The organism is Pseudomonas inefficax (assembly GCF_900277125.1).
Lineage (GTDB): Bacteria > Pseudomonadota > Gammaproteobacteria > Pseudomonadales > Pseudomonadaceae > Aquipseudomonas > Aquipseudomonas inefficax.
The window spans coordinates 67,867-90,845 of sequence record NZ_OPYN01000224.1; the positions used below are offsets into that span (position 1 = coordinate 67,867).

Sequence of the window (22,979 nt, forward strand, 5' to 3'; positions counted from 1 at the left end):
GGTCGTTGTGGGAGCGGGCGAGCCCGCGAAAGGGCCAGCACAGGCACAGCAACAATTTCAGGAGTCCACACATGCTCAAGATCGACACCCTGCACCAGTACTACGGCGGCAGCCACATCCTCCGGGGCCTGTCCTTCGAAGCCAAGGTCGGCGAAGTCACCTGCCTGCTGGGCCGCAACGGCGTGGGCAAGACCACCCTGCTGCGCTGCCTGATGGGCCTGGTCCCGGCGCGCGACGGCAACATCCAATGGGAAGGCAAGCCGATCACCAGCCTCAAGCCACAGCAACGGGTCCACGCAGGCATCGCCTACGTCCCCCAGGGCCGCGAGATCTTCCCGCGCCTCACTGTTGAGGAAAACCTGCTGATGGGCCTTTCGCGCTTCCCCGCCCGTGAAGCGCGGGAGGTACCGCCCTTCATCTACGAACTGTTCCCCGTGCTGGAACAGATGAAACAACGCCGTGGCGGTGACTTGTCCGGCGGCCAGCAGCAACAGCTGGCCATCGGCCGCGCCCTGGCCAGCCGCCCGCGCCTGCTGATTCTCGACGAGCCCACCGAGGGTATCCAGCCTTCGGTGATCAAGGAGATCGGCGCAGTCATCCGTCGCCTGGCCGAGCGCGGCGACATGGCCATCCTGCTGGTGGAGCAGTTCTACGACTTCGCCGAGGAGCTGGCCGACCAGTACCTGGTGATGGCCCGCGGCGAGATCATCCAGCGGGGCCGCGGCGAAAACATGCAGGCCGAAGGTGTGCGCGGGCTGGTAACCATTTAATCTGCAAGCAACGACCCTGCGAGACGCTGTCATGAGTCATGAAATCCGCGACGCCCTGCTTTCCGATGTGCCGGGCATCCTCGACATCTACAACGACGCGGTGCGCAACACCACGGCGATCTGGAACGAAACGCCGGTGGACCTGGCCAACCGCCAGGCCTGGTTCGATGCAAGGGCACAGCAGGGCTACCCGATCCTGGTGGCGGTGGATGAGAGCGGGGTGCTGGGCTATGCGTCGTTTGGCGACTGGCGGCCATTCGAGGGCTTTCGCCTTACCGTCGAGCATTCGGTGTATATCCGTGGCGACCAGCGTGGCAAGGGGCTGGGGCCGGTACTGATGGCGGCGCTGGTCGAACGCGCGCGCGAATGTGGCAAGCATGTGATGGTGGCGGCCATCGAGAGCGGCAATGCAGCGTCGGTGCGCCTGCACGAGCGCCTGGGCTTCGTGGTGACCGGGCAAATGCCGCAGGTGGGGGTGAAGTTTGGCCGGTGGCTGGATCTGACCTTCATGCAGCTGGTGCTGAATCCGGGGGCAGAACCAAGCTGAATTTGATTTTGCCTGTACTGGCCTCTTCGCGGGTAAACCCGCTCCCACAGGTACTGCACACATCTCAGGAATCGTGCGATTCCTGTGGGAGCGGGCAAGCCCGCGAAGAGGCCGGGCCTGCAAACCTCACATCTGGGTAAACCTGCCCAACCGCTGCCTCAGCATGTTGTTCTCGCTGCGCAACTGCTGCACTTCCTGCAGCAGCTCCAGCGCCAATGCCACCCCTTCCCACTCCAGTTCCAGCTCCTGATGCAGCTTCGCCGCACGTTTGGCCAGCAACGGCGCCTGATCGTCGAACAACCAGTCCTCCGGCGTTCGGCCGGAAGGTTCGACAATGCCGTGCTCGACGATTTCGATCACGCAGTCAGCCGTGATATCGGCCTCCTGACACAAGGTACGCATGTCCAGTTGAACGATCAGGGTGCTGCTCATGATCACTTACTCCATTGTGTCCTCGGGTTGAACGCAGCCTTCTCGGAAAGCTTGGTCCACAGTTCGCGGGCAGACTCGTCGGATGCAGGCGGCATGACCACTTTCAGTTGCGCGTAAAGGTTGCCGCGCTCGCCACTCTTGTTGGCCAGGCCCTTGCCCGGTACGCGCAGGCGCTGGCCACTCTGGCTGTCGGGGCGGATGGTGAGGTTGATCTTGCCGTCCAGGGTCGGCACGGCCACCTTGGCGCCCAGTGCTGCCTCCCACGGTGCCAGCGGCACGGTGATGATCAGGTCATGACCTTCGACATCGAACAGCGGATGCGGTGCCATGCGAATGGTCAGGAACAGGTCGCCATTGGCCCCGCCGCCACTGCCCGGCGCGCCCTGGCCCTTGAGGCGGATGCGCTCGCCGTCGGTCACCCCGGCCGGGATCTTCACGTTCAGGGTCTTGGTAGTGAAGCCGGTGCGCTGGCCCATGGCATTGGTCTGCGGCACCTGGAAGCTGATCTGCTTGGACTCCTTGCTCAGGGTCTCTTCAAGGAATACCGCCAGTTCTAGCTCCACGTCCTGCCCCCGCCTGCCGGCGCTGCGTTGCTGCTGCCGGGCACCACCGAACGGGTTGCCCCCCCGGCTACCAAAGATCGAACTGAAGAAGTCGGAAAAATCACCGCCTTCGAAACCACCGCCACCGCCGCGGCTTTCCCAGCCCGGTGGTGCCTGGAACGGCCGGCCATGCTGGCCGCCATACTTGCGGATTTCGTCGAATTCGGCACGTTTCTGCGCGTCGCCCAGCACTTCGTAGGCCTCGTTGGCCTCCTTGAATTTTTCCTCGGCGTCGCGCTCCTTGCTGACATCGGGGTGATACTTGCGCGCCAGCTTGCGGTACGCGGCCTTGATCGCCTTGTCGTCCGCCGTGGGCTCTACGCCGAGTATCTTGTAATAGTCTTTGAAGTCCATCTATGGATCACCAATGTGAATGTGCGTGTTGCAAGAGAAGATAGGGGTCAAGCATAGCCTTTCAAGACCGCCTTGGGTTTGCTCCATGGCAGACGACCGGTCTTGATTCTGTAGCCAACTGGCATACACTGCGCGGCCGTTTTGCCTCCGGAAGCTCATTTCCCATGTCTGACGTATCCCCGGCCCGCGCCCTGGGCATCGACTTTGGCACCTCCAACTCCACGGTCGGCTGGCACCGCCCCGGCGTCGAGTCGCTGATTGCCCTGGAAGACGGCAAGATCACCTTGCCCTCGGTGGTGTTCTTCAACATCGAGGAGCGTCGCCCGGTATATGGCCGCCTGGCACTGAACGAGTACCTGGAAGGCTACGAAGGCCGCCTGATGCGTTCGCTGAAAAGCCTGCTGGGTTCCAAGCTGATCAAGCACGACACCAGCGTGCTGGGCAGCGCCCTGCCGTTCAAGGACCTGTTGGGCATGTTCATCGGCGAGCTGAAAAAACGCGCCGAGGCCACTGCCGGGCGCGAGTTCGAGCAGGTGGTGCTTGGCCGTCCGGTGTTCTTCGTCGACGAAGACCCGGCCGCTGACCAGGAGGCCGAGGACACCCTGGCCGAAGTGGCGCGCAAGATCGGCTTCAAGGATGTGTCGTTCCAGTACGAGCCGATTGCCGCGGCCTTCGACTACGAGTCGAGCATCAGCCGCGAAGAGCTGGTGCTGATCGTCGACATCGGCGGTGGTACCTCGGACTTCACCCTGATCCGCCTGTCGCCCGAGCGCCACCTGGTCGCCGAGCGCCAGAGCGACATCCTCGCCACCGGCGGTGTGCACATTGGCGGTACCGACTTCGACAAGCAGTTGAGCCTGCAGGGTGTGATGCCACTGTTCGGCTACGGCAGCCGCATGAAGAGCGGCGCGCTGATGCCGACCAGCTATCATCTCAACCTCGCCACCTGGCACACCATCAACGCCCTGTACTCGCAGAAGTCGCAGCTGGCCCTGGGCAGCATGCGCTATGACATCGAGGACAGCTTCGGTATCGATCGCCTGTTCAAGCTGATAGAGCAGCGCGCCGGGCACTGGCTGGCGATGGAAGTGGAAGCCAGCAAGATCGAGCTGACCGAGCAGGCCAGCCGCCGCATCGACCTGGGGCGAGTCGAGCCCGAGCTGGCTGCGGAACTGACCCGCGCGCTGTTCGAAGAGGCGATCGAAGGTTTGCTGGAGCGAGTGCGTGGTAGCGTGAGCGAACTGCTGGCCAAGGCTGGAGTGAGCGAGGCCCAGGTCGATACGGTGTTCTTCACCGGCGGTTCCAGCGGGATTCCGGCGCTGCGCAACAGTGTGTCGGCGATGCTGCCGAATGCACGGCATGTGGAAGGCAACATCTTTGGCAGCATTGGTAGCGGGCTGGCCATCGAGGCGCGCAAGCGTTACGGCGCGGCCTGAGCCATTTTGGGGCTGCTTTGCAGCCCATCGCGACACAAGGCCGCTCCTACAGAAGTTCGCGCAATCATTGGATTCACGCGGTCGCCTGTAGGAGCGGCCTTGTGTCGCGATAGGGCCGCAAAGCGGCCCCAGCAATCTGTCAGACCAGCTCCGCCCGCTTCAGCTCACTCTTCAGGTAGGCATAGTAGATCGGCCCTGCCACCACCCCAGGCAGCCCGAACGCCGCCTCGAACACCAGCATCGCCAGCAGCAATTCCCACGACTTGGCACTGATCTGCCCGCCGACGATCCGCGCGTTGAGGAAATACTCGACCTTGTGGATGACGATCAGGTAACCCAGCGCCGCCGCCGCCACCCAGATCGACAGCGACAGGCCGACGATGGTGATCAGGGTATTCGACATCAGGTTGCCGATCACCGGCAGCAGGCCCAGCAGGAAGGTCAGCACGATCAGCGTCTTGGTCAGCGGCAGGTGCACGTCGAACATCGGCAGCACCACCGCCAGGAAGATGCCGGTGAAGGTGGTGTTGAGCAGCGAAATCTTGATTTGCGCGAAGACGATGTTGCGAAACGCCTGCACCAGCAGGCTCAGGCGCTCGAACAGCGCTGCCGCGAGCGGCTTGCGCCGGGAGATGTCGGGGATGCGCTGCAAGGCGACGATGGCGCCGAGGATCATGCCGATCAGCAGGGTGACGAACATGTGCGCCATGCCCTTGCCGACCAGCTGCAGGTCGCTCAGGTGGCTCTTGATCCAGTCACCGATGGCCACCTTGAACTCCGCCGCACTGGCCGGCAGGTAGCTTTCGATGGACGGCGGCAGCTGGCTGCGGGCACGTTCCACCAGGGCCATGAACTTGTCCAGCGAGGCGCCGGGGTTTTCCGCCTCGTGCAGCAGGAAGCTGAAGGCACCGGCAAACAACAGGGTCAAAGTGCTGACCACAAGCGTGCCGAGCAGCGCCACCGCCAGCCACCGCGCACGCTGCCCGGCGATCAGCGGCTGCAGCCGCGGCGTTAGCATGTTGACCAGCTCGAACACCAGCAAGCCGGCCAGCAGGCTTGGCAGCAACTTCAGGGGCAACGCCAGCAACAGGCCGGCAAACACGATGATCCAGCTGGCCAGGGTGACCTGGCGGGGGGTGAAGGTCATACAGCCTCAACGGCAGACAACGGGAAAGACCCGCAGTCTGCCAGCCTTACGTCTGCAGGCATAGGCGCAGGTCATTTCTTCTTCAGGCAGTCGCTCATGAACGCTTTGCGCTCGTCACCCTTCAGTGCCTTGGTGGTGGCATCAGCGTTGCAGGTTTTCATCTTCTCTTGCTGGGTTTGTGGCACATCCTTCTTCAGGCAAGTGCTCATGAAGGCTTTGCGCTCATCGCCCTTGAGGGCCTTGGCGGTGGCGTCGGCGTTGCAGGTTTTCATCTTTTCCTGCTGCGCGGTATTGGCGGCGAAGCCTTGGGCGCTGAACAACACCGCCAGTACCAGTAAGGGGATTTGCAGCACTTTCATGGAGTAGTCTCCTTGGCTCCGCGCCCGATGCACGGGGGTCGAGCTGAGTGTAGCCAAGATTCTCAACGCCCTGCCCGTGCCTGGCGACGGTAATGCTCGGGCGTGCACCGGGCCTGGCGCTGGAACATGGCGATGAACGCCGAGGCGCTGCTGTAGCCCAGGTCGAAGGCGATGGCCTGGATCGGCTGGCCGGCCTCCAGCGCTTCGATGGCGCGCAAAAAACGCAGGCGCAGGCGCCACTCGCCAAAACTAATACCCAGTTCGCGCAGAAACTGGCGGGCCAAGGTACGTTCGCTGACATGCACCTTGGCGGCCCAGTCGGCCAGCGGGCGGTTGTCGCCCGGCTCGGCACCGAGGGCATCGAGCACCTGGCGCAAACCTTCGCTGTGGGCAAACGGCAGGTAGCAGGCCTGGGTGGGCGCCAGCAGCAGTTGGTCGACCAGCACCTGCACCAGGCGCTGGTCGCGCTCGCCCTCGGCTACTCGCAGGTCGCGCCGGGCGAAGTCGGCGAGGATGGCCTTGAGGATGTCGCTGATCATCAGGCTGCATGGTTGCTGCGGCAGTGCGGCGCACAGGCTGCGGTCCAGGTAGACCGAGCGGTAGACGATGGCCTGTGGGTTGTAGCAGCCATGCTCGGTGTCGGGCGGCACCCACACGGCGTATTGCGGTGGCGACAGGAAGTGCTGGCCGGCGACCTCCAGGTGCATCACGCCGTGGGCGGTGTAGTTGAGCTGGCCCCAGGCGTGGCGATGCAGGGCGCTGCGGGTGTCGGCACCGAACTCGTCGTGGCGGAAGTACACCGGGGCCGGGAGCTGGCTGAACTGGGGAATGTCGAGGTATTTGCGCGGCATGCTGTCTGCTTTGCGGGGTGGGTTGTCTGGATAGGAGTATAGGCTTGTGAACAGACAATCGATAATACAGGCCTGTCTAGGGCCTGCTCCGCAGGCCTTCGCGGGCTTGCCCACTCCCACAGGATCCACGCCAGCTTTCAGGCCTGTGATATCCCTGTGGGAGCGGGCAAGCCCGCGAAGGGCTGCAAAGCAGCCCCAATCCAAGCCCCAGCGAGTAACCTGCTTCATGAACTACCTGTTCCCGCTCACCGCCATCCTGATCTGGGCTGGCAACACCGTGGTCACCAAGATGTCCGCCGGTGCCATCCACCCCGCCGAGATCGGCTTCTACCGCTGGCTGCTGGCCGCGCTGCTGTTCACCCCGTTCCTGCTGCCCGCCGTGTGGCGCAATCGGGTGGCCATCCGCCCACACCTGGGCAAGGTCTTCGTGCTGGGCGTGCTGGGCATGGCGCTGTACCAGAGCCTGGCCTACTTCGCCGCCGGCATCACCAGCGCCACCAACATGGGCATCATCCTCTCGCTGATGCCACTGATGTCACTGGCACTGTCCATCGCCTGGCTGGGGCAGCGCCTGAGCTACGGCGCCCTGCTGGGCGCGCTGGTGTCATTTCTCGGTGTGCTTGAAGTGGTAAGCGCCGGCCACCCTGCCAGCCTGCTGCAACAAGGCCTGAACAGCGGCGACCTGCTGATGCTCGTGGCCACACTGGCCTACGCGCTATACAGCTTCCTGCTGAAGAAATGGCAGCTGCGCCTGCCGCCGATGCAGCTGCTGTACCTGCAGGTGCTGGTAGCCATCGTCGTGCTGCTGCCGCTGTTCCTGCTGTCGGACAAGACTGGCCTGAACAGCCGCAACATCGGCCTGGTGCTGTACGCCTGCGTGCTGGCCTCGATGATCGCGCCCCTGGTGTGGATGCAGGCCGTGCACCGCCTGGGGCCCAGCCGCACCACGCTGTTCTTCAACCTGCTGCCGCTGGTCACGGCACTGATTGCCGCCGTGGTGCTCGACGAGCAGCTGGCCCGCTATCACCTGGTCGGCGGCCTGCTGACCTTGGTGGGCGTAGTGCTGGCCGAGCGCTGGACCACACCGATTCGTCGCTAGAGCCCTGCCGCCTTGAGCCTGGCGGCATGTTCGGTGAACAGCCGTACCGGTTCGGCCCCCTTGCCCACCGCACCAAGCGACTGGTTGACGATATCCAGGTGGTCGAGCGGGTAATCGTCGCCGATCACCTGCCCCAGGTGCGAACTGAAGCGCCCGACCATACCGTCGCAATGGCCCTTTTCCTTGACGAAACTGCGCGCGAACAGGCGGCAGAAGTGGCTGCTGCCGTCAAAACGGTTGCGCCGCTGGTCGGTCAGGCCGGGCTGCAAGGTGCCAGACCAGGAGTAATAGCGCACGCCATCGACCTCATAGGCCCCTTCCCCGCCCCAGCTGTTTGGCAACCCCTGTGGATAAGCCTGGTTGAACAGCGCCACCCCGGCGCTGGTCAACGACTGGTGCGAGGCGTGTACATCCACCGGCAGCGGGTAGCGGCGCCAGCCGGTTTCCAGCCACACCAGCAGCACGGCCAAGCCATGCAGCACAGCCTTCAGGATACGCCCCTGCGGGGAGTCGCCCGGTGCCGTGCGCTCCAGGTAGTCGGCCAGTTCCGAGCCATGGTTGGGCCCCGCCACCGAAGTGACCGAAGCCACCCGCCCGGGCCGCCTGGCGGCCGCGTAGCGCGCGCTCAAGGCGCCCTGGCTGTGGCCGATGAGGTTGACCCTTTGCGCACCGGTGCGCTGGCAGATGTCTTCGATGATCGCCAGCAATTGCTCGCCGCGCACCTCGCTGGAATGCAGCGGCGAAACCTGTACCGGGAACACCTGCGCCCCACCCTTGCGCAGGGCTGGCACGATGCCGAACCAGTAGGGGTAGAGCACTACCCGGACAAAACCGAGCATGCCCGGCACCAGCACCAATGGGTATCGCGTGGCCAATTCCTGCTGCATTGCCCCAGCCCCTTTCCGTGGACGATCGGCCAACACTACAGCGGCCTTGATGACCATCGCAATCGAACTCCCGGCGCGCGCTGCGGTTCCAAACCAGACATACCCTTTGCAAGGAGCGGGACCATGTACAAGCAGACCCTGGCAATCCTTCTGGCAAGCGCCACCCTCGCCGCCTGCGGCAGCCGCCCGGAAAACCCGGTGGACTACGTCACCTACCGCGACGAGCCGCTGGTCAAGCAGGTGGAAAACGGCATGACCATGCAGAAAGTCATCGCCATCGGCGGCAGCCCGTCCAACGTCATCGACCTCCCCCATGGCGGCACCTGCAACGACTACATCCTCAACCATGACGGCCACCAGCAGCCCTACTACGTGCGCTTCGATGCCACTGGCCATGTCGATGCCAAAGGCTTCAAGACCTGCAAGCAACGCCAGGAAGACAGCGACGCTGCCCACGGCGCATAACTTTCACAGGACCTGCCATAACCACCCTGATGCTTTCGGAGATGAACATGAATGCGACTGAACTGACTGATGTGCAAACGCTTCGCGAACGAGCTCGCCAGCATGTCGAGAACGGGGCCGTGACCGAGGGTTACCAGGCTGACCGCGAGCAAATCATCAGCCTGCTCAACGAAGCCCTGGCCACCGAGCTGGTCTGCACATTGCGCTACAAACGCCACTACTTCATGGCCAGCGGCATCAAGGCCAGCGTGGCTGCCGCTGAATTCCTCGAGCATGCCAACCAGGAAGCCGAGCACGCCGACAAGCTTGCCGAACGGATCGTGCAGTTAGGCGGAGAGCCGGATTTCAACCCGGACAACCTGAGCAAGCGGTCTCATGCCCAGTATGTGGCGGGCACTTCACTGAAAGAGATGGTGCTGGAAGACCTGGTGGCGGAGCGGATCGCCATCGATAGCTATCGCGAGATCATTCGGTACATTGGTGACAAGGATCCTACTACGCGGCGGATTTTTGAAGACATCCTGGCGCAGGAAGAAGAGCACGCGGACGATATGTCCGACCTGTTGCAAGGCTTGTGATTCTTGGGGGCGCTTTGCGCCCCTTTCGCGACACAAGGCCGCTCCCACAGGTATTCAACAAGTCTTGAGGGCTGTGAAATACCTGTGGGAGCGGCCTTGTGTCGCGATGGGCTGCGAAGCGGCCCCTGCTACTTCCGCTCTTTCACCACCGCTGGCGCCTTGCCCGCCTTCATCTGCTGCAACAGCGGCGTGCACTGGTTGGGATCATCCCCGCTGCTAGGCGCAATCAGCGCCAGCAACCCCGCAGCCGGCCCGGCCACCACGCCCAACGCCACCATCCCCGCCCCGCGCAAGGCCAGCGGCACCGCCTGCACCCCGGCACTGGGCTTGGCGAACGGTCCGCGCACATACAGCGGCGAGCGCAGCGAGAACAGCCGCAACCCTTTCGATTCAGGGGTAATTTTCAGGTCCAACTGCTCAGTGGCGAAATTGGCCGTGCCGTTAATGTAGATGATCGCGTTCTCGGTATCGAAGATGAACAGGCGCGTAGTCGCCAGGCCATCCTTGATACCGACATCAGCCGCCGCGCAATTGATCTTCACATCCTCATCGCCAAACAGCTTGCCGACCACATAGTTGCCCACGTTCAACCCGGCAATCTCCATCAGGCTGCGGCTGATGGCGCCATCGTTGATGAGCATGCGCAGGTCGCCATTGGCGGTGCCCAGCAAGGCGGCCACCGAGTTGCCCCGGCCGGTGATATCGGCATCGCCGTTCAACTCACCAAAGCTGGTCTGCATTGGCGCAAAGGAGGGGAACAATTGCTTGAGCTTGAAGCCCCGCGCCGTCAGCCGGGCACGCCCCTGTAGCGGTACGTTGCGGCCATCCAGGCGGATCCTGGACGCCAGGTTGCCGCCAGCGACGCCAAAGCGCAGGGGCTCCAGGCGCAGCAGGCCGTCTTCCAGAATCACGTGGGCCGAAAGGTCGTTGAACGGCAGTTGCGCGCTGTGCACGATGCGCTTGCCGGCGAAGGTTACGTCAGCGTCCATCGCGCGCCAGCGCTCGGTGCGGAACTCTTCCACCGGCAGCACCTTGCCCGTCGGCTGCTTGCTGGCACCACCACGGGCCTTCTGCTCGGCGTTGGAGTCGGCGCCGATCAGCGGCGCCAGGTCCTTGAACAGCAACTGGTTGGATACCAGGTTACCGGACAGCTTGGGCCGTGGCTGGCTGGCAACGAAGGCCAGGTCGCCGTGGATATCGCTGTCACCGATCTTGCCGTTGAAACCCTGGTAGTTGAAGGTGGCCCCTTGCGCCGCGTGCAGGTTGGCGCTGAGGTGGCCGTCGGTGGAATAGGCCGGGGTATCGGGCAAGGTTACGCCGGTCAACGGGTAGAGGTTGCCCAGGCTGGCCCCGGACAGGCGCAGGCGCAGGTCGAGGGCACCGAGGTTGCGCGGGTCGGTCAGGGTACCGGCGAGCACCACATGAGTGTCGGCGATACGCACATCAGCCTGCAGCGGGAACGGTTGGCTGGCGTCCTGCAGGGCCAGCAGGCCGCCGATCTTGCCAGAGCCGGACACCGGCTGGCCTTTGTAGCGGCCCTGGGCCTTGAGCCCGAAGGCATAGTCCTGCGCGGCACCGGCCTTCTCGGCGCTGGCCTTGCCGACGATGTCGCTGAACGGGACAGGCTTGCCCAGCGGGTCGATCTGTACCTTCATGCTGGTTTTCAGGGTTTGGTCATCGAAGCTGACATTGCCCTGGTCGAAGCCGATGGCGCCAATGTCCAGCTGCCATTTGGAAGGCTCCGCATTTTCATCCTTTGGGCCGAAGTCAAAAGTCCAGTTGGCGCGGCCGTCGGCCAGGCGGGTGAGGCTGGCTGTGGGCTTGGTCAGGTCGATGCGCGGGATGCTGATCTGCTGGAACAGCAGGGGCAGCGGCGCCAGGCGGAACGCCACGCGCTCCAGGCCGACCATCTTCGGTTCCTTGAGCCAATCGGGGTTGCCCAGGGTCAGGTCTTCGGCAATGAAGTGCGGCCAGGGCACCCAGGCACGCCAGCCGCCTTCTTCTGGTTCGGTGCGCCAGTCCACGGCAAGGTTGCCATTGATCGCGAAAGGACGCTGCAGGGCCTCGGAGACTTTCTCGTTGAGCAGGGGCTTGACGCGGTTCCAGTCGAAGGTGGCGATCACCACCACCAGGATCGCCAGCAGGGTCAGCAGGCTGGTTAAAGTCCAGACGAGGATTCTGGCGGGACGCGTCATTGCGTGATTCTCCTTGCGGTATGGCACAGAACAGGCGCAGCGGTGGCGCTCAATATCTCGGACTGATGAAAACCCGTGGGGTTTTATCAATGGCGCCATGATAGCGAAGTTTTTCCTGGCCCTTTGCTCAGCAATTCGTCGCGCCAGAGCATGCGTGTTACTCGGAAGTGACGACATCAAATTGCCACCAAATGACCTGAAAATCGCTATCTAGAGCAGCTTCTGACCTCTATCAATACGGTCGATTGTTACCATTACCCGTATGAACTTCTCTCTGGCGTTACCCGGCGTAGCATTGGCTCCGTACCCAATTTCCAGCCCCCGAGAGGAGCACCGAATCATGAAACGCCATCTGCTGACCCTGACCCTGTCCATCCTGGCTGCCAACGCTTTTGCCCTGCCAGCCGACGAGCAACATCTGAGCGCCGAATCGCGCTCCAGCGCAGCTGAAATTGCCCAGCCGCTGAAAACTGTTGCCGAAGGCGGCGCTGATCGCCTGATCGAACGTAGTGGCCGTGTTGCCGAAGGTGGCTCCGATCGCCTCATCGAACGTAGTGGCCGCGTTGCCGAAGGTGGCTCCGATCGCCTGATCGAACGTAGTGGCCGTGTTGCCGAAGGTGGCTCCGATCGCCTGATCGAACGTAGTGGCCGTGTTGCCGAAGGTGGCTCCGATCGCCTGATCGAACGTAGTGGCCGCGTTGCCGAAGGTGGCTCCGATCGCCTGATCGAACGTAATGGCCGTGTTGCCGAAGGTGGCTCCGATCGCCTGATCGAACGTAATGGCCGCGTTGCCGAAGGTGGCTCCGATCGCCTGGTTGAACTCAGCCGTGTGAGCTGATCACCATGGCCGAAAACAACAACTTCTGTCACAACGCCTGCTCCCCTCCAAGCCCGGTCCATTGACCGGGCTTTGTTTTTTTAACTAGAGTGCCCAGCCTTACCGCCACAGAAGCCCGCACCATGCTGCCGCGCGCCGAACAGAAGCTACAGACCCGCCAGGCCCTGCTCGATGCTGCCTGCCAGCTCATGGAGAGTGGCCGTGGTTTCGGCAGTATCAGCCTGCGCGAAGTGGCGAAGACGGCCGGCATCGTACCCACCGGCTTTTACCGGCATTTTTCCGACATGGACGCCCTTGGCCTGGCCCTGGTTGCCGAGGTCGACACTACCTTCCGCCAGACCATCCGCCTGGTGCGCCAGAACGAATTCGAACTGGGCGGTATCACTGACGCCTCGGTGCGCATCTTCCTCGACGTAGTCGCCGCCCACCGTGCGCAGTTCCTGTTTCTCGCCCGTGAGCAGTACGGCGGTTCGCAGGCCGTACGCCAGGCCATTGCCCGCCTGCGCCAGGACATCAGCGACGACCTGGCCACCGACCTTGCGCGGATGAAGCGCTGGCAGCACCTGGACAGCGCCGCGCTGGCGGTGATGGCCGACCTGGTGGTGAAAACGGTGTTCGCCACTCTGCCCGAACTTATCGACAGCCCCGAAGCGGGTTACCCACAGGCGCTGACGCCGCAGGAAAAGATCACCCAGCAGTTGCGCTTCATCTTCGTGGGGGCGCGGCATTGGCAGGGGCTTGGCAACCCGGGCTGATCGGTACCTGTACTGGCCTCTTCGCGGGCGCGCCCGCTCCCACAGGTACCCCACATTGCTCTAGCCTGTGGTGATCCTGTGGGAGCGGGCGCGCCCGCGAAGAGGCCGGCACAGGCTACCCACAACCCAGTTCTGCTACCATGGCGCCCTGCCCGACAGCGACGAGCGCCGAAATGTCCGACCCCCGCCCCACCCTGCCCGAACTGGCCCGCTTCAACCAGCACTTCGCCGAACGCATCGTGCCGTTGTGGCAAGGCCCGGGCTGGAACGCCGACATGGCCCTGCCCTACGAAGCCCTGGACGCCCAGCACCAGCCATTGCCGGTGCAGCGCTACCGGGCCATGGCCTGCGCGCGCCAGCTGTACCTGTTCAGCAGCCGCATCGGGCAACCGGGCGCAGCCGAGCGTGCGGCCGCCCTGTTCCGCTCGCTGCAAAAGCACTTCCATGACGCCGAACACGGCGGCTGGTTCTACAGCATCGACGCCCAGGGCAAACCGCTGGATCGGCGCAAGGACCTCTACACCCACGCCTTCATCGTCTTCGCCTGTGCGCATTACTGGGGCAAGGTGCGTGAAAACCTGGTGAAGTCCACGCTGAACGCCGCGCTGGACATCATCGACCAGCAGTTCGCCCGCGACGATGGCCTGTACGAAGCCAGCCTCGCTGAAGACTGGGCAGACCTTGGCAGCGGCCCGCTGCAAAACCCGCAGATGCACCTGGCCGAAGCCTTCCTGCAGGTGCTGGCGGTGCGTGAGGACGAGCACGCTCGCCAGTCACTGCTGCAACTGTGCGAAGCGCTGCAGGCGCACTTCATCGAACCGGCCCACGGCCTGATGCTGGAAAAGCCACGTGGCGCTGTGGATAACTGGTTCGAGCCGGGGCACCAGTTCGAGTGGTTCTACCTGCTGCATACCTCGCCACTGCTGCGCGATACCCCGCTGCATGCGTCCATCGACCGGGCGTTCGGCTTTGCCGAGCAGTACGGGGTAAAGGATGCGGCGGTGCTGGCCATGCTGGATGCAGACGGCAAGGTGCTCGACGCCACCCAGCGGATCTGGGCACAAGCGGAGTATCTGCGTGCGTTGGTCTTGCGGACAGGAGGCGAGGCGAAGCTGGCCGGGCAGCTGCAGGCGCTGGAAACACGGTTCCTGCGTGAAGCGGGTTGGTATGAGTGCCGGGATGGGCAAGGCAGTGTCAGCCGGCATGACATGCCTTCGACTACGCCCTACCATTTGGCGACTTGCCTGGAAGGGCTGCAGCGCCTGGGCTGACGCATTCGCGGGTGAACCCGCTCCCACAGGGATAGCGCCTGCTCTGAAACTGGTGCAGTACCTGTGGGAGCGGGTTTACCCGCGAAGAGGCCCTCGGATCAGCCCTTGACCGACCGGTCGATCGAAAACCCTGCCCAGTCCTGGCTCACCGGCATCAGCTCGAGGCTGTTGATGTTGATATGCGCCGGCTGGTTGAGGATCCAGAAGATGGTCTCGGCAATGTCCTGCGGCTGGATCGGCTCGGCCCCGGCATAGGTGGCGTCATATTTGGCCTGGTCACCGCCGAAGCGCACCAGCGAGAACTCGCTCTCGCACAGGCCTGGCTCGATGTTGCTCACACGCACGCCCGTACCCCGCAGATCGCAGCGCAGGCTCAGCGAGAACTGGCCGACGAAGGCCTTGGTGCCGCCGTACACGTTGCTGCCCGGGTACGGGTAGTTGCCCGCCACCGAACCCACGTTGAGGATCGACGCCCCACGGCCATGGGCGATCAGCCGTGGCAGCAGCAGGCGGGTGGTGTACATCAGGCCCTTGATGTTGGTATCGACCATGGTTTCCCAGTCGTCCAGGCTGCAGTTCTGCGCCGCGTCCACACCCAGCGCCAGGCCTGCGTTGTTGACCAGGCCACGCAACTTGTCGAAGCCGGCCGGCAGGTTGGCGATGGCCTGCTCCATGGCCTTGCGGTCACGTACGTCGAGCACCAGGCCGTGCACTTCGGTCTTGGCCGACAGTTCGGCGCACAGGGCGTCCAGGCGCTCTTTGCGGCGGCCAGTGAGCACCAGCTTCCAGCCGGCTTCGGCGAAGCGGCGGGCTGTGGCCTCGCCGAAACCGGAAGTCGCGCCAGTGATGAATACGGTGGACGTCATGCTCTGTTCCTCACGGTGGGTTGTCATCGGCAGTCTTGCAGCATGCCCGCGCCGGGCGCTTGCAGCAACCCGCCCGCGGCACTGTTCATTTTTTGATCATATGCGGCAAAGCCTTGCAGCAGAGGGCTCGGCAGCAGCTATGCGCACGTTATCCACAAGGCTTTCCCCACGGATTGGGGGCAACTTGGCCACGGTGCGGAACCCTTTCAGCGACTTGCGGTCGGTGGATATCTTTTCGGTGATGGCGCAGGGCTTTCAAACATACAGCCTGCAGCGGTCTGTCCAAGGTTTTTTCACAGGTTTATCCACAGGCTTTGCGCAAAGCCTGGAGTGAATGCATGGCTTTGAAAAACCTGAGATATTTATTCACAAGGCGCTTGTGATCAAAAAATGATCATGAAGCTGCAGGGCTTGGTATCAAAGGGCTTGAGCGAGATGCCACCATGTTTTCCACAGGCGGTTCCACATTATCCGTGGAAAAGATCAGGCCTGTGGAAACAATGGCTTGCGAAGGGATGCAGAGTGTATGGGGACAGGCCCCGCGACAAGTTGTCCACATTTGGAATCGGGGCTGCTTTGCAGCCCATCACGACACAAGGCCGCTCCTACAAGGGACCGCGATGTCACATGGAATCGCAAATCGCTTGTAGGAGCGGCCTTGTGTCGCGATGGGCCGCAAAGCGGCCCCCGAATGCAACTCAATGCCCGCCGAGATAGGCGTTGCGCACTTCCTCGTTGACCAGCAGCTCCTGCCCCGTCCCGCTCATGCGAATCTGCCCGTTGACCATCACATAAGCCCGGTCCGACAGTTTCAGCGCATGGTTGGCGTTCTGTTCCACCAGAAAGATGGTCATCCCGGTCTTGGCCAGTTCGCGCAAGGTCGAGAAGATCTGCTTGACCACGATCGGTGCCAGCCCCAGCGATGGCTCATCCAGCAGCAACAACTTTGGCCGGCTCATCAGCGCGCGGGCAATCGCCAGCATCTGCTGCTCGCCACCGGACATGGTCATGGCCCTTTGGTTACGCCGCTCCTTCAAACGTGGGAACAGCTCGTACATGCGCTGCATGTCTTCGTCGGCATGCTTGTCGCCGATGGGGATGGTACCCATCATCAGGTTCTCCTCGACGGTCATGTCGGGGAACACCCGGCGCCCTTCCGGCGACTGGGCAATACCGTTGGAGGCGATGTAGTGCGACGACTTGCGGGTGATGTCGGTGCCGCGGTACACGATATGCCCGGAAGCCGCGCGCGGCTGGCCGAAGATCGACATCAGCAGGGTCGACTTGCCGGCACCGTTGGCACCGATCAGGCTGACCGTCTCGCCCTCGTTGATGTGCATCGAGACCTTTTTCAGCGCCTGGATCGGGCCGTAGAACACGTCCAGGTCCTTCAGTTCGAGAATGGGTGCACTCATACCAGCTCCTCTTCATCGGCACCCAGGTAGGCGGCGATCACCGTCGGGTTGTGGCGGATATCCTGCGGCGCACCTTCGGCAATCACGTTGCCATGGTCGAGCACCACGATATGGTCGGAAATGCTCATGACCATGCCCATGTCATGTTCGATCAGCACCACGGTGATGTCGTGCTCGTCACGCAGCACGCGGATCATGCGGCTTAGTGCCTCGGTTTCCTGTGGGTTCAGGCCAGCCGCCGGTTCGTCCAGGCAGATGATCTTCGGCCGCGTGCACATGGCCCGGGCAATCTCCAGACGGCGCTGCTGGCCGTACGAAAGCTCACCGGCCAGGCGGTTGGCGCAATCGACCAGATCGACCACCTCCAGCCAGTAGAATGCATGGTCCAGCGCGTCGCTCTCGGCCTTGCGGTAGGCCTTGGTGTTGAGCACCCCGGCCAGCAGGTTGCGGTTGACCCACATGTGCTGGGCCACCAGCAGGTTCTCTACCACCGACATTTCCTTGAACAGGCGAATGTTCTGGAAGGTACGTGCCAGGCCAGCACGGTTGACCAGGTGGGTACCGCCGAACATCTTGTAGTACATGCGGTTGGCAAAGCGCGCCGGCGACACGAAATCGGCCGCCTGGAAGCGTTCGCCGAGCAGCTGGATGACATTGGTATGGCTGCCGCGCACGTTCAGTTCGATGCGCCCGCCGCTGGCTTTGTAGAAGCCGGTCAGGCAGTTGAATACAGTGGTCTTGCCGGCGCCGTTGGGGCCGATGAGGGCGAAGATCTGGTTACGCCGGACCTTCAGGCTGACATCGCTGAGCGCCTTGATGCCACCGAACTGCATCATCAGGTTGTCGACCGAGAGAATGATATCGTCGCTCATGGCGCCACTCCTTTACGCGGGGTCACACCGGTACGGCTGATGCGGATCAGCCCACGCGGTCGCCAGATCATCATCAGCACCATCAGCACACCGAACAGCAGCACCCGGTATTCGGAGAAGCTGCGCAGCAGCTCCGGCGCCACGGTCAGCACGAACGCCGCGATCACCACGCCCACGGTCGAGCCCATGCCGCCAAGCACGACGATGGCGAGGATCAGCGCCGATTCGAAGAAGGTGAACGACGACGGGTTGACGAAGCCCTGGTAGGTGGCGAAGAACACCCCGGCCAGGCCGGCGGTAGAGGCACCCAGGGTGAAGGCCGAGAGCTTGACCAGCACGTGGTTCAGGCCCATCGAGCGGCAGGCGATCTCGTCTTCGCGTAGCGCTTCCCAGGCACGGCCGACCGGCATGCGGGTCAGGCGGTGCTTGATGTAAAGCACGGCCAGCACGACGATGAACAGCACCGCGTAGATGAACACGAACTTGAGGTTGGCGTTGTAATCGAAGCCGAAGAACTCATGGATCGGCACCCCGCCGTCCTTGGCCCGGCGGCCGAATTCCAGGCCGAAGAAGGTCGGTGCCGGCGCCGGCATGCCATTCGGGCCACCGGTGAACGACAGCCAGTTGTTCAGCACCAGGCGGATGATTTCGCCGAAGCCCAGGGTCACGATCGCCAGGTAGTCGCCATGCATTCGCAGCACCGGGAAACCGAGTATGCACCCCGCCAGCGCCGCGGCGATGGCCGCCAGTGGCAGCACGCTCCAGAAGCCCAGGCCAAGGTACTGGTAACCCAGCGCCAAGCCGTACGCGCCAATGGCATAGAACGCCACGTAGCCCAGGTCGAGCAGGCCGGCCAGGCCGACCACGATGTTCAGGCCCAGGCCCAGCAGCACGTAGATCAGGCCGAGGATGACCACGGTCAGCAGGTACTTGTTGGCGAAGATCGGGAAGACGATGGCGATCACCACCAGCGCCGGGATGATGTAGCGCAGGCGCGACACGTAGTTCGGCGCGCGCACATGCACGCCCGAGCCGCCGCTATCGAAGCCTTCCAGCATGCGCCGCCCGGCGGCTGTCTGCAGGTACAGGCTGAGCAGGAAGCGCCCGAGCATCACCCCGCCGACCAGCCACGCCACACGCCGCGGCTCGGCATTGAAGGTGTAGCCGTCGAGCACCACGCCGACGACGGGGCCAAACACGATGAGTGCCAGCAGGCCGGCGACGATGGTCTCCAGCAAGCTGCGTTTAAGGTCGAAACCCTTGTTGGTTTCGCTTACAGCGGCAGTTTTGGCAATGGACATGTTCACACCTTAGCCACGAGCGGGCGACCCAGCAGGCCTTGTGGGCGGAAGATAAGGATCATCACCAGCAGCGAGAAGCTGAACACGTCCTTGTAGTCGGAGTTGATCAGGCCAGAGAACAGCGACTCGGAAATGCCCAGGATGATCCCGCCGAGCATGGCGCCAGGCAGCGAGCCGATGCCGCCGAGTACTGCGGCAGTGAACGCCTTGATACCGATGATGAAGCCTGCGTAGAAGTCGAAGGTGCCGTAGTTCATGGTGATCAGCACGCCGGCCAGGGCAGCCATTACCGCACCGATTACGAACACGTAGGAGATAACCCGGTCGGTGTTGATGCCCAGGATCGAGGCCATCTTGCGGTCTTGCTGGGTGGCACGGCACATGCGGCCGAGCTTGGTGTACTTGATCACGTAGGTGAGCAAGCCCATACCGACGAAGGCTGCGACCAGGATGAAGATCTTGGTGTAGGTCAGTTGCACGAAGCCGGTGCCCACTTCGACGCGCCAGGCGCCTTCGAGCAGGGTCGGCACACCTTGCTGGCGGGCACCCTGGCTGATCTGCGCGTAGTTCTGCAGGATCAGCGAGATGCCGATGGCACTGATCAGCGGCGCCAGGCGGGTGGAGTTGCGCAGGGGTTTGTAGGCGATGCGTTCAATGGTGAAGCCGTATACGCCGGTGACGACGATGGTGAACAACAGGGTGCCCAGCATCAACAGGGGGAACGACTCGATACCGAAGTAAGCCAGCAATGCCAGGCTGATCGCCGCGAGGTACGCGGAAATCATGTAAACCTCGCCGTGCGCGAAGTTGATCATGCCGATGATGCCATAGACCATTGTGTAGCCGATGGCGATCAGGCCATAGACCGACCCGAGGGTCAGGCCGTTGACCAGTTGCTGCAGGAAAATACCATCCATAACGCAATCTCACCTATTGAGATTGCACGAGCGCCGACCACGGCGGGCCTGGGACAGGCGGCCCTCGCAGCGCAGAACTGTGCAGATCTACGGATAAAGACAGGTACCGCGGGGCTTTGGCCCGGGCTGACGCGCCCGGGCCGTGGGCCGTTGTTATTTTTGTTTTTCCAGCTGGTGGTACTTGCCTTGGGCATCCCACTGGTAGACCACGTAGTCGGACACGGTCAGGTCACCCTTCTTGTCCCACTTCTTCTCGCCCATGACGGTCTTGACCGGGTTGGCCTTGAGCCACTTGGCAGCGTCTTCGCCCTTGTTCGACTTGGCGCCGTTGAACGCGGCGGCCAGAGCCTGCAGCGAGGCGTAAGCGTATAGGGTGTAGCCTTCAGGCTCGGTACCGGCCTTGCGGAACTCCTCCACCACCGCCTTGCTGTCTGGCAGCAGGCGCGGGTCGGCGCCGAAGGTCATGTACACGCCATCGACATACTGCGCGCCGCCAGCGGTGGACACCAGTTCGTCGGTAACGATGCCGTCATCGGACATGAACTTGACGTCCTTCAGGCCCTGCTCGCGCAGCTGACGCACCAGCGGGCCGGCTTCCGGGTGGAGGCCGCCGAAGTAGACCACGTCGGCACCGGTGGAGCGGATCTTGGTGACCACGGCGCTGAAGTCTTTCTCGCCACGGGTCAGGCCTTCGTACAGCACCGGCTTGACGCCACGTTTCTCCAGCTGCGCCTTGGTCGCATCGGCCAGGCCTTGGCCATAGGTATCTTTGTCGTGCAGCACGGCAACTTTCTTGCCCTTGAGCACGTCGACGATGTAGTCGCCAGCAACGATGCCCTGCTGGTCATCACGGCCGCACATGCGGAACATGGCGCCCAGGCCGCGCTCGGTGACCTGTGGGTTGGTGGAGCCCGGGGTGATGGCAATGACGCCAGCCTCGTCATACACCTCGGAGGCCGGGATGGTGTTGGACGAACAGAAGTGGCCGACCACACCGATCACCTTGTCCTGGTCGACCAGGCGGTTGGCCACGGCCACGGCCTGCTTCGGTTCGCAGGCGTCATCGCCTTTGACCAGGACGATTTTCTCGCCGTTCACGCCACCGGCGGCGTTGATCTTGTCGGCCGCTGCCTGCGCACCTTTCATGTACTGCTCGCCAAACGCTGCGTTGGCTCCGGTCATCGGGCCCGCTACACCGATCTTGACGTCGGCCTGAACATACGAAGAAACACCCAGTGCCGTAGCTACGGCCAGAGCCAGGAAACCTTTCTTGTAAAACGTCTGCGACATGAGGTGGTGCTCCTAGAGTTTTTTTTGGTTGGCACTACAACTTCTCAGCCCTGTGCTCCGAGCAAGGGCCGTGCCATAGGTTTTGTCTTCCGGGAAAACACACAGTGCACGTTGCCAGCAGGCGACCGACGGCCTTTTCTTTATTGAGCGTGCAACCGTCTGCCACGCGGCAGGCGCCACCACACGTACAGACAAGGAGCAACCATCGAGTGCCATCATTGCAACCCTGGCAAGTGTTTACGTGCAACCGCCCTGTAACAGCGGACGTCACCGAACTGCACACAGCTGGTGCGCGACTGCTACAGGCGGCACCGTTTCAAGGCTAGCTGGTGCACGAAAAAACACGCGGTTTTGGCAGTTCCGGCCTCTTCGCGGGTAAACCCGCTCCCACAGGGACCCCACTGAGCTCAAGAGCGGTGCAGCACCTGTGGGAGCGGGTTTACCCGCGAAGAGGTCGGTACAGGCCCAACAAGCCGCAAAAGGCTGGCACAATGTCCGCCATTCGCCGCTTCCGGAGCCCCATTGATGAGCGAGAGCGCATTCGCCGAGCGCATCGTGCACAACCTGCTCGACACCGACTTCTACAAACTCACCATGATGCAGGGCGTGCTTCACAACTACCCGGACGCCGACGTCGAATGGGAATTCCGCTGTCGCAACGGCGAGGACCTGCGCCCCTACCTCGGCGAGATCCGCAACCAGCTCGAACTGCTCAGCGACCTGACCCTGGATGACGGCCAGCTGGCCTTCCTCGAACGTATCAGCTTCCTCAAGCCTGACTTCCTGCGCTTTCTGCGCCTGTTCCGCTTCAACCTGCGCTACGTACGCCTGGGGATAGAAAACGACCAGCTGTTCCTGCGCCTGAAAGGCCCGTGGCTGCATGTGATCCTGTTCGAAGTGCCGCTGCTGGCGATCATCAGCGAAGTGCGCAATCGCCATCTGCACCCGCGCATGCGCCTGGCCGAGGCGCGCGACCAGCTGTACCGCAAGTTCGACTGGCTACGCGCACATGCCACTGATGATGAACTGGCCGAAATGCAGGTGGCCGACTTCGGCACTCGCCGGCGCTTTTCCAGCCGTGTGCAGGAAGAGGTGGTGCGCGTGCTGCGCGACGATTTCCCGGGCCGCTTCGTCGGCACCAGCAATGTCGACCTGGCATGGAAACTGGATATCAAGCCGCTGGGCACCATGGCCCATGAATGGATCATGGCCCACCAGCAACTCGGCCCGCGGCTGATCGACAGCCAGATCGCCGCACTGGACTGCTGGGTGCGCGAGTACCGCGGCCTGCTCGGCATCGCTTTGACCGACTGCATCACCATGGATGCCTTCCTCGGCGATTTCGACCTGTACTTCGCCAAGCTGTTCGACGGCCTGCGCCACGACTCCGGCGAACCGGTGGCCTGGGCGGAAAAAGCCATTGCCCATTACCAGAAACTGGGTATCGACCCGATGACCAAGACCCTGGTGTTTTCCGACGGTCTCAACCTGACCCGCTCGCTGGAAATCTTCCGAGCCCTGCGCGGTCGCATCAATGTCAGCTTTGGCATCGGCACCAACCTGACCTGCGATATCCCGGGTGTGGCCCCGATGAGCATCGTGCTCAAAATGACCGACTGCAACGGCGCGCCGGTAGCGAAGATCTCGGACGAAGCCGCCAAGACCCAATGCCGCGACGAGAACTTCGTCGCCTACATGCGCCATGTATTCAAAGTCCCCAGCAAGGAGTAAC

Annotated in this window: 23 protein-coding genes; 10 read left to right on the forward strand and 13 right to left on the reverse strand. The window is 62.9% G+C overall.

Annotation, left to right across the window (positions count from 1 at the left end):
- Positions 1-71 precede the first annotated feature (71 nt).
- Together urtE and JV551A3_RS28065 are read left to right on the forward strand one after the other, a co-directional pair.
- Complete coding sequence (urtE, locus tag JV551A3_RS28060) at positions 72-770, forward strand: urea ABC transporter ATP-binding subunit UrtE (protein WP_133975702.1); 699 nt, start codon at positions 72-74, stop codon at positions 768-770.
- A 31-nt stretch (positions 771-801) separates the two neighbouring features.
- Complete coding sequence (locus JV551A3_RS28065) at positions 802-1,317, forward strand: GNAT family N-acetyltransferase (protein WP_133975704.1); 516 nt, start codon at positions 802-804, stop codon at positions 1,315-1,317.
- 126 nt (positions 1,318-1,443) lie between these two features.
- Here JV551A3_RS28065 and JV551A3_RS28075 read toward each other — a convergent pair whose 3' ends face one another.
- Positions 1,444-1,749 carry a chaperone modulator CbpM gene (locus JV551A3_RS28075; protein ID WP_025340803.1) on the reverse strand — a complete coding sequence of 102 codons (306 nt, stop codon included), beginning with the start codon at positions 1,747-1,749 and terminating at the stop codon, positions 1,444-1,446.
- Positions 1,750-1,751: 2 nt separating this feature from the next.
- On the reverse strand, positions 1,752-2,705 hold the full coding sequence (cbpA, locus tag JV551A3_RS28080) for a curved DNA-binding protein (protein WP_133975706.1): 954 nt from the start codon (positions 2,703-2,705) through the stop codon (positions 1,752-1,754).
- Positions 2,706-2,869: 164 nt separating this feature from the next.
- On the opposite strand from cbpA, the gene JV551A3_RS28085 reads away from it, so the two are divergent.
- Positions 2,870-4,141, forward strand: a complete 1,272-nt coding sequence (locus JV551A3_RS28085; protein ID WP_133975708.1) for an Hsp70 family protein — start codon at positions 2,870-2,872, stop codon at positions 4,139-4,141.
- A 139-nt stretch (positions 4,142-4,280) separates the two neighbouring features.
- On the opposite strand, the gene JV551A3_RS28090 is transcribed toward JV551A3_RS28085, so the two are convergent.
- From JV551A3_RS28090 to JV551A3_RS28100, 3 genes are all read right to left on the reverse strand, one after another.
- A complete protein-coding gene (locus JV551A3_RS28090; protein ID WP_133975710.1) occupies positions 4,281-5,288 on the reverse strand; it encodes an AI-2E family transporter in 1,008 nt (335 codons plus the stop codon).
- 71 nt (positions 5,289-5,359) lie between these two features.
- Positions 5,360-5,647, reverse strand: a complete 288-nt coding sequence (locus JV551A3_RS28095) for a PsiF family protein (protein WP_003258250.1) — start codon at positions 5,645-5,647, stop codon at positions 5,360-5,362.
- 62 nt (positions 5,648-5,709) lie between these two features.
- Positions 5,710-6,498 carry an AraC family transcriptional regulator gene (locus JV551A3_RS28100; RefSeq protein ID WP_133975712.1) on the reverse strand — a complete coding sequence of 263 codons (789 nt, stop codon included), beginning with the start codon at positions 6,496-6,498 and terminating at the stop codon, positions 5,710-5,712.
- A 226-nt stretch (positions 6,499-6,724) separates the two neighbouring features.
- Here JV551A3_RS28100 and JV551A3_RS28105 point away from each other — a divergent pair, with 226 nt between their 5' ends.
- Entirely contained in the window at positions 6,725-7,597 is an 873-nt protein-coding gene (locus JV551A3_RS28105) for a DMT family transporter (protein ID WP_133975714.1), read from the forward strand.
- Here the strand turns inward: JV551A3_RS28105 and JV551A3_RS28110 are convergent.
- On the reverse strand, positions 7,594-8,484 hold the full coding sequence (locus JV551A3_RS28110; protein WP_133975716.1) for a lipase family alpha/beta hydrolase: 891 nt from the start codon (positions 8,482-8,484) through the stop codon (positions 7,594-7,596). The two genes, JV551A3_RS28105 and JV551A3_RS28110, sit on opposite strands and share 4 nt — an antisense overlap.
- Positions 8,485-8,607: 123 nt before the next feature.
- On the opposite strand from JV551A3_RS28110, the gene osmE reads away from it, so the two are divergent.
- Positions 8,608-8,949: an osmotically-inducible lipoprotein OsmE gene (gene osmE, locus JV551A3_RS28115; protein ID WP_112253663.1), complete on the forward strand. Its 342-nt coding sequence runs from the start codon at positions 8,608-8,610 to the stop codon at positions 8,947-8,949.
- 47 nt (positions 8,950-8,996) lie between these two features.
- Positions 8,997-9,527 carry a ferritin-like domain-containing protein gene (locus tag JV551A3_RS28120; RefSeq protein ID WP_133975718.1) on the forward strand — a complete coding sequence of 177 codons (531 nt, stop codon included), beginning with the start codon at positions 8,997-8,999 and terminating at the stop codon, positions 9,525-9,527.
- Between the two features lie 128 nt (positions 9,528-9,655).
- On the opposite strand, the gene JV551A3_RS28125 is transcribed toward JV551A3_RS28120, so the two are convergent.
- Positions 9,656-11,722 (reverse strand): AsmA family protein, encoded by a 2,067-nt coding sequence (locus tag JV551A3_RS28125; protein ID WP_133975720.1) that lies wholly within the window; start codon positions 11,720-11,722, stop codon positions 9,656-9,658.
- A gap of 340 nt (positions 11,723-12,062) precedes the next feature.
- On the opposite strand from JV551A3_RS28125, the gene JV551A3_RS28135 reads away from it, so the two are divergent.
- From JV551A3_RS28135 to JV551A3_RS28150, 3 genes are all read left to right on the forward strand, one after another.
- Positions 12,063-12,560 (forward strand): phage infection protein, encoded by a 498-nt coding sequence (locus tag JV551A3_RS28135; RefSeq protein ID WP_133975722.1) that lies wholly within the window; start codon positions 12,063-12,065, stop codon positions 12,558-12,560.
- 122 nt (positions 12,561-12,682) lie between these two features.
- Positions 12,683-13,315 carry an HTH-type transcriptional repressor FabR gene (fabR, locus tag JV551A3_RS28140; RefSeq protein ID WP_015271984.1) on the forward strand — a complete coding sequence of 211 codons (633 nt, stop codon included), beginning with the start codon at positions 12,683-12,685 and terminating at the stop codon, positions 13,313-13,315.
- A gap of 173 nt (positions 13,316-13,488) precedes the next feature.
- Entirely contained in the window at positions 13,489-14,586 is a 1,098-nt protein-coding gene (locus JV551A3_RS28150) for an AGE family epimerase/isomerase (protein ID WP_133975726.1), read from the forward strand.
- 98 nt (positions 14,587-14,684) lie between these two features.
- Here the strand turns inward: JV551A3_RS28150 and JV551A3_RS28155 are convergent, their stop codons facing one another.
- The 6 genes from JV551A3_RS28155 to JV551A3_RS28180 all read right to left on the reverse strand — a co-directional run bounded on the left by JV551A3_RS28155 (position 14,685) and on the right by JV551A3_RS28180 (position 21,247).
- Positions 14,685-15,452 carry an SDR family oxidoreductase gene (locus tag JV551A3_RS28155; RefSeq protein WP_013974408.1) on the reverse strand — a complete coding sequence of 256 codons (768 nt, stop codon included), beginning with the start codon at positions 15,450-15,452 and terminating at the stop codon, positions 14,685-14,687.
- Positions 15,453-16,150: 698 nt separating this feature from the next.
- Positions 16,151-16,867 (reverse strand): ABC transporter ATP-binding protein, encoded by a 717-nt coding sequence (locus JV551A3_RS28160; protein ID WP_015271986.1) that lies wholly within the window; start codon positions 16,865-16,867, stop codon positions 16,151-16,153.
- Positions 16,864-17,739 carry an ATP-binding cassette domain-containing protein gene (locus tag JV551A3_RS28165; RefSeq protein ID WP_010955466.1) on the reverse strand — a complete coding sequence of 292 codons (876 nt, stop codon included), beginning with the start codon at positions 17,737-17,739 and terminating at the stop codon, positions 16,864-16,866. Before JV551A3_RS28165 ends, JV551A3_RS28160 begins: the two co-directional genes overlap by 4 nt.
- On the reverse strand, positions 17,736-19,040 hold the full coding sequence (gene livM / locus JV551A3_RS28170) for a high-affinity branched-chain amino acid ABC transporter permease LivM (RefSeq protein ID WP_112253667.1): 1,305 nt from the start codon (positions 19,038-19,040) through the stop codon (positions 17,736-17,738). The genes JV551A3_RS28165 and livM overlap by 4 nt, the downstream gene beginning before the upstream one ends.
- A gap of 2 nt (positions 19,041-19,042) precedes the next feature.
- Positions 19,043-19,957: an ABC transporter permease subunit gene (locus tag JV551A3_RS28175; protein ID WP_013974411.1), complete on the reverse strand. Its 915-nt coding sequence runs from the start codon at positions 19,955-19,957 to the stop codon at positions 19,043-19,045.
- Between the two features lie 153 nt (positions 19,958-20,110).
- Positions 20,111-21,247, reverse strand: coding sequence for a branched-chain amino acid ABC transporter substrate-binding protein (locus JV551A3_RS28180; RefSeq protein WP_133975728.1), 1,137 nt, complete (start codon positions 21,245-21,247; stop codon positions 20,111-20,113).
- Between the two features lie 525 nt (positions 21,248-21,772).
- On the opposite strand from JV551A3_RS28180, the gene pncB reads away from it, so the two are divergent.
- On the forward strand, positions 21,773-22,978 hold the full coding sequence (pncB, locus tag JV551A3_RS28190; protein WP_112253668.1) for a nicotinate phosphoribosyltransferase: 1,206 nt from the start codon (positions 21,773-21,775) through the stop codon (positions 22,976-22,978).
- The last annotated feature ends 1 nt before the right edge of the window (position 22,979 follow it).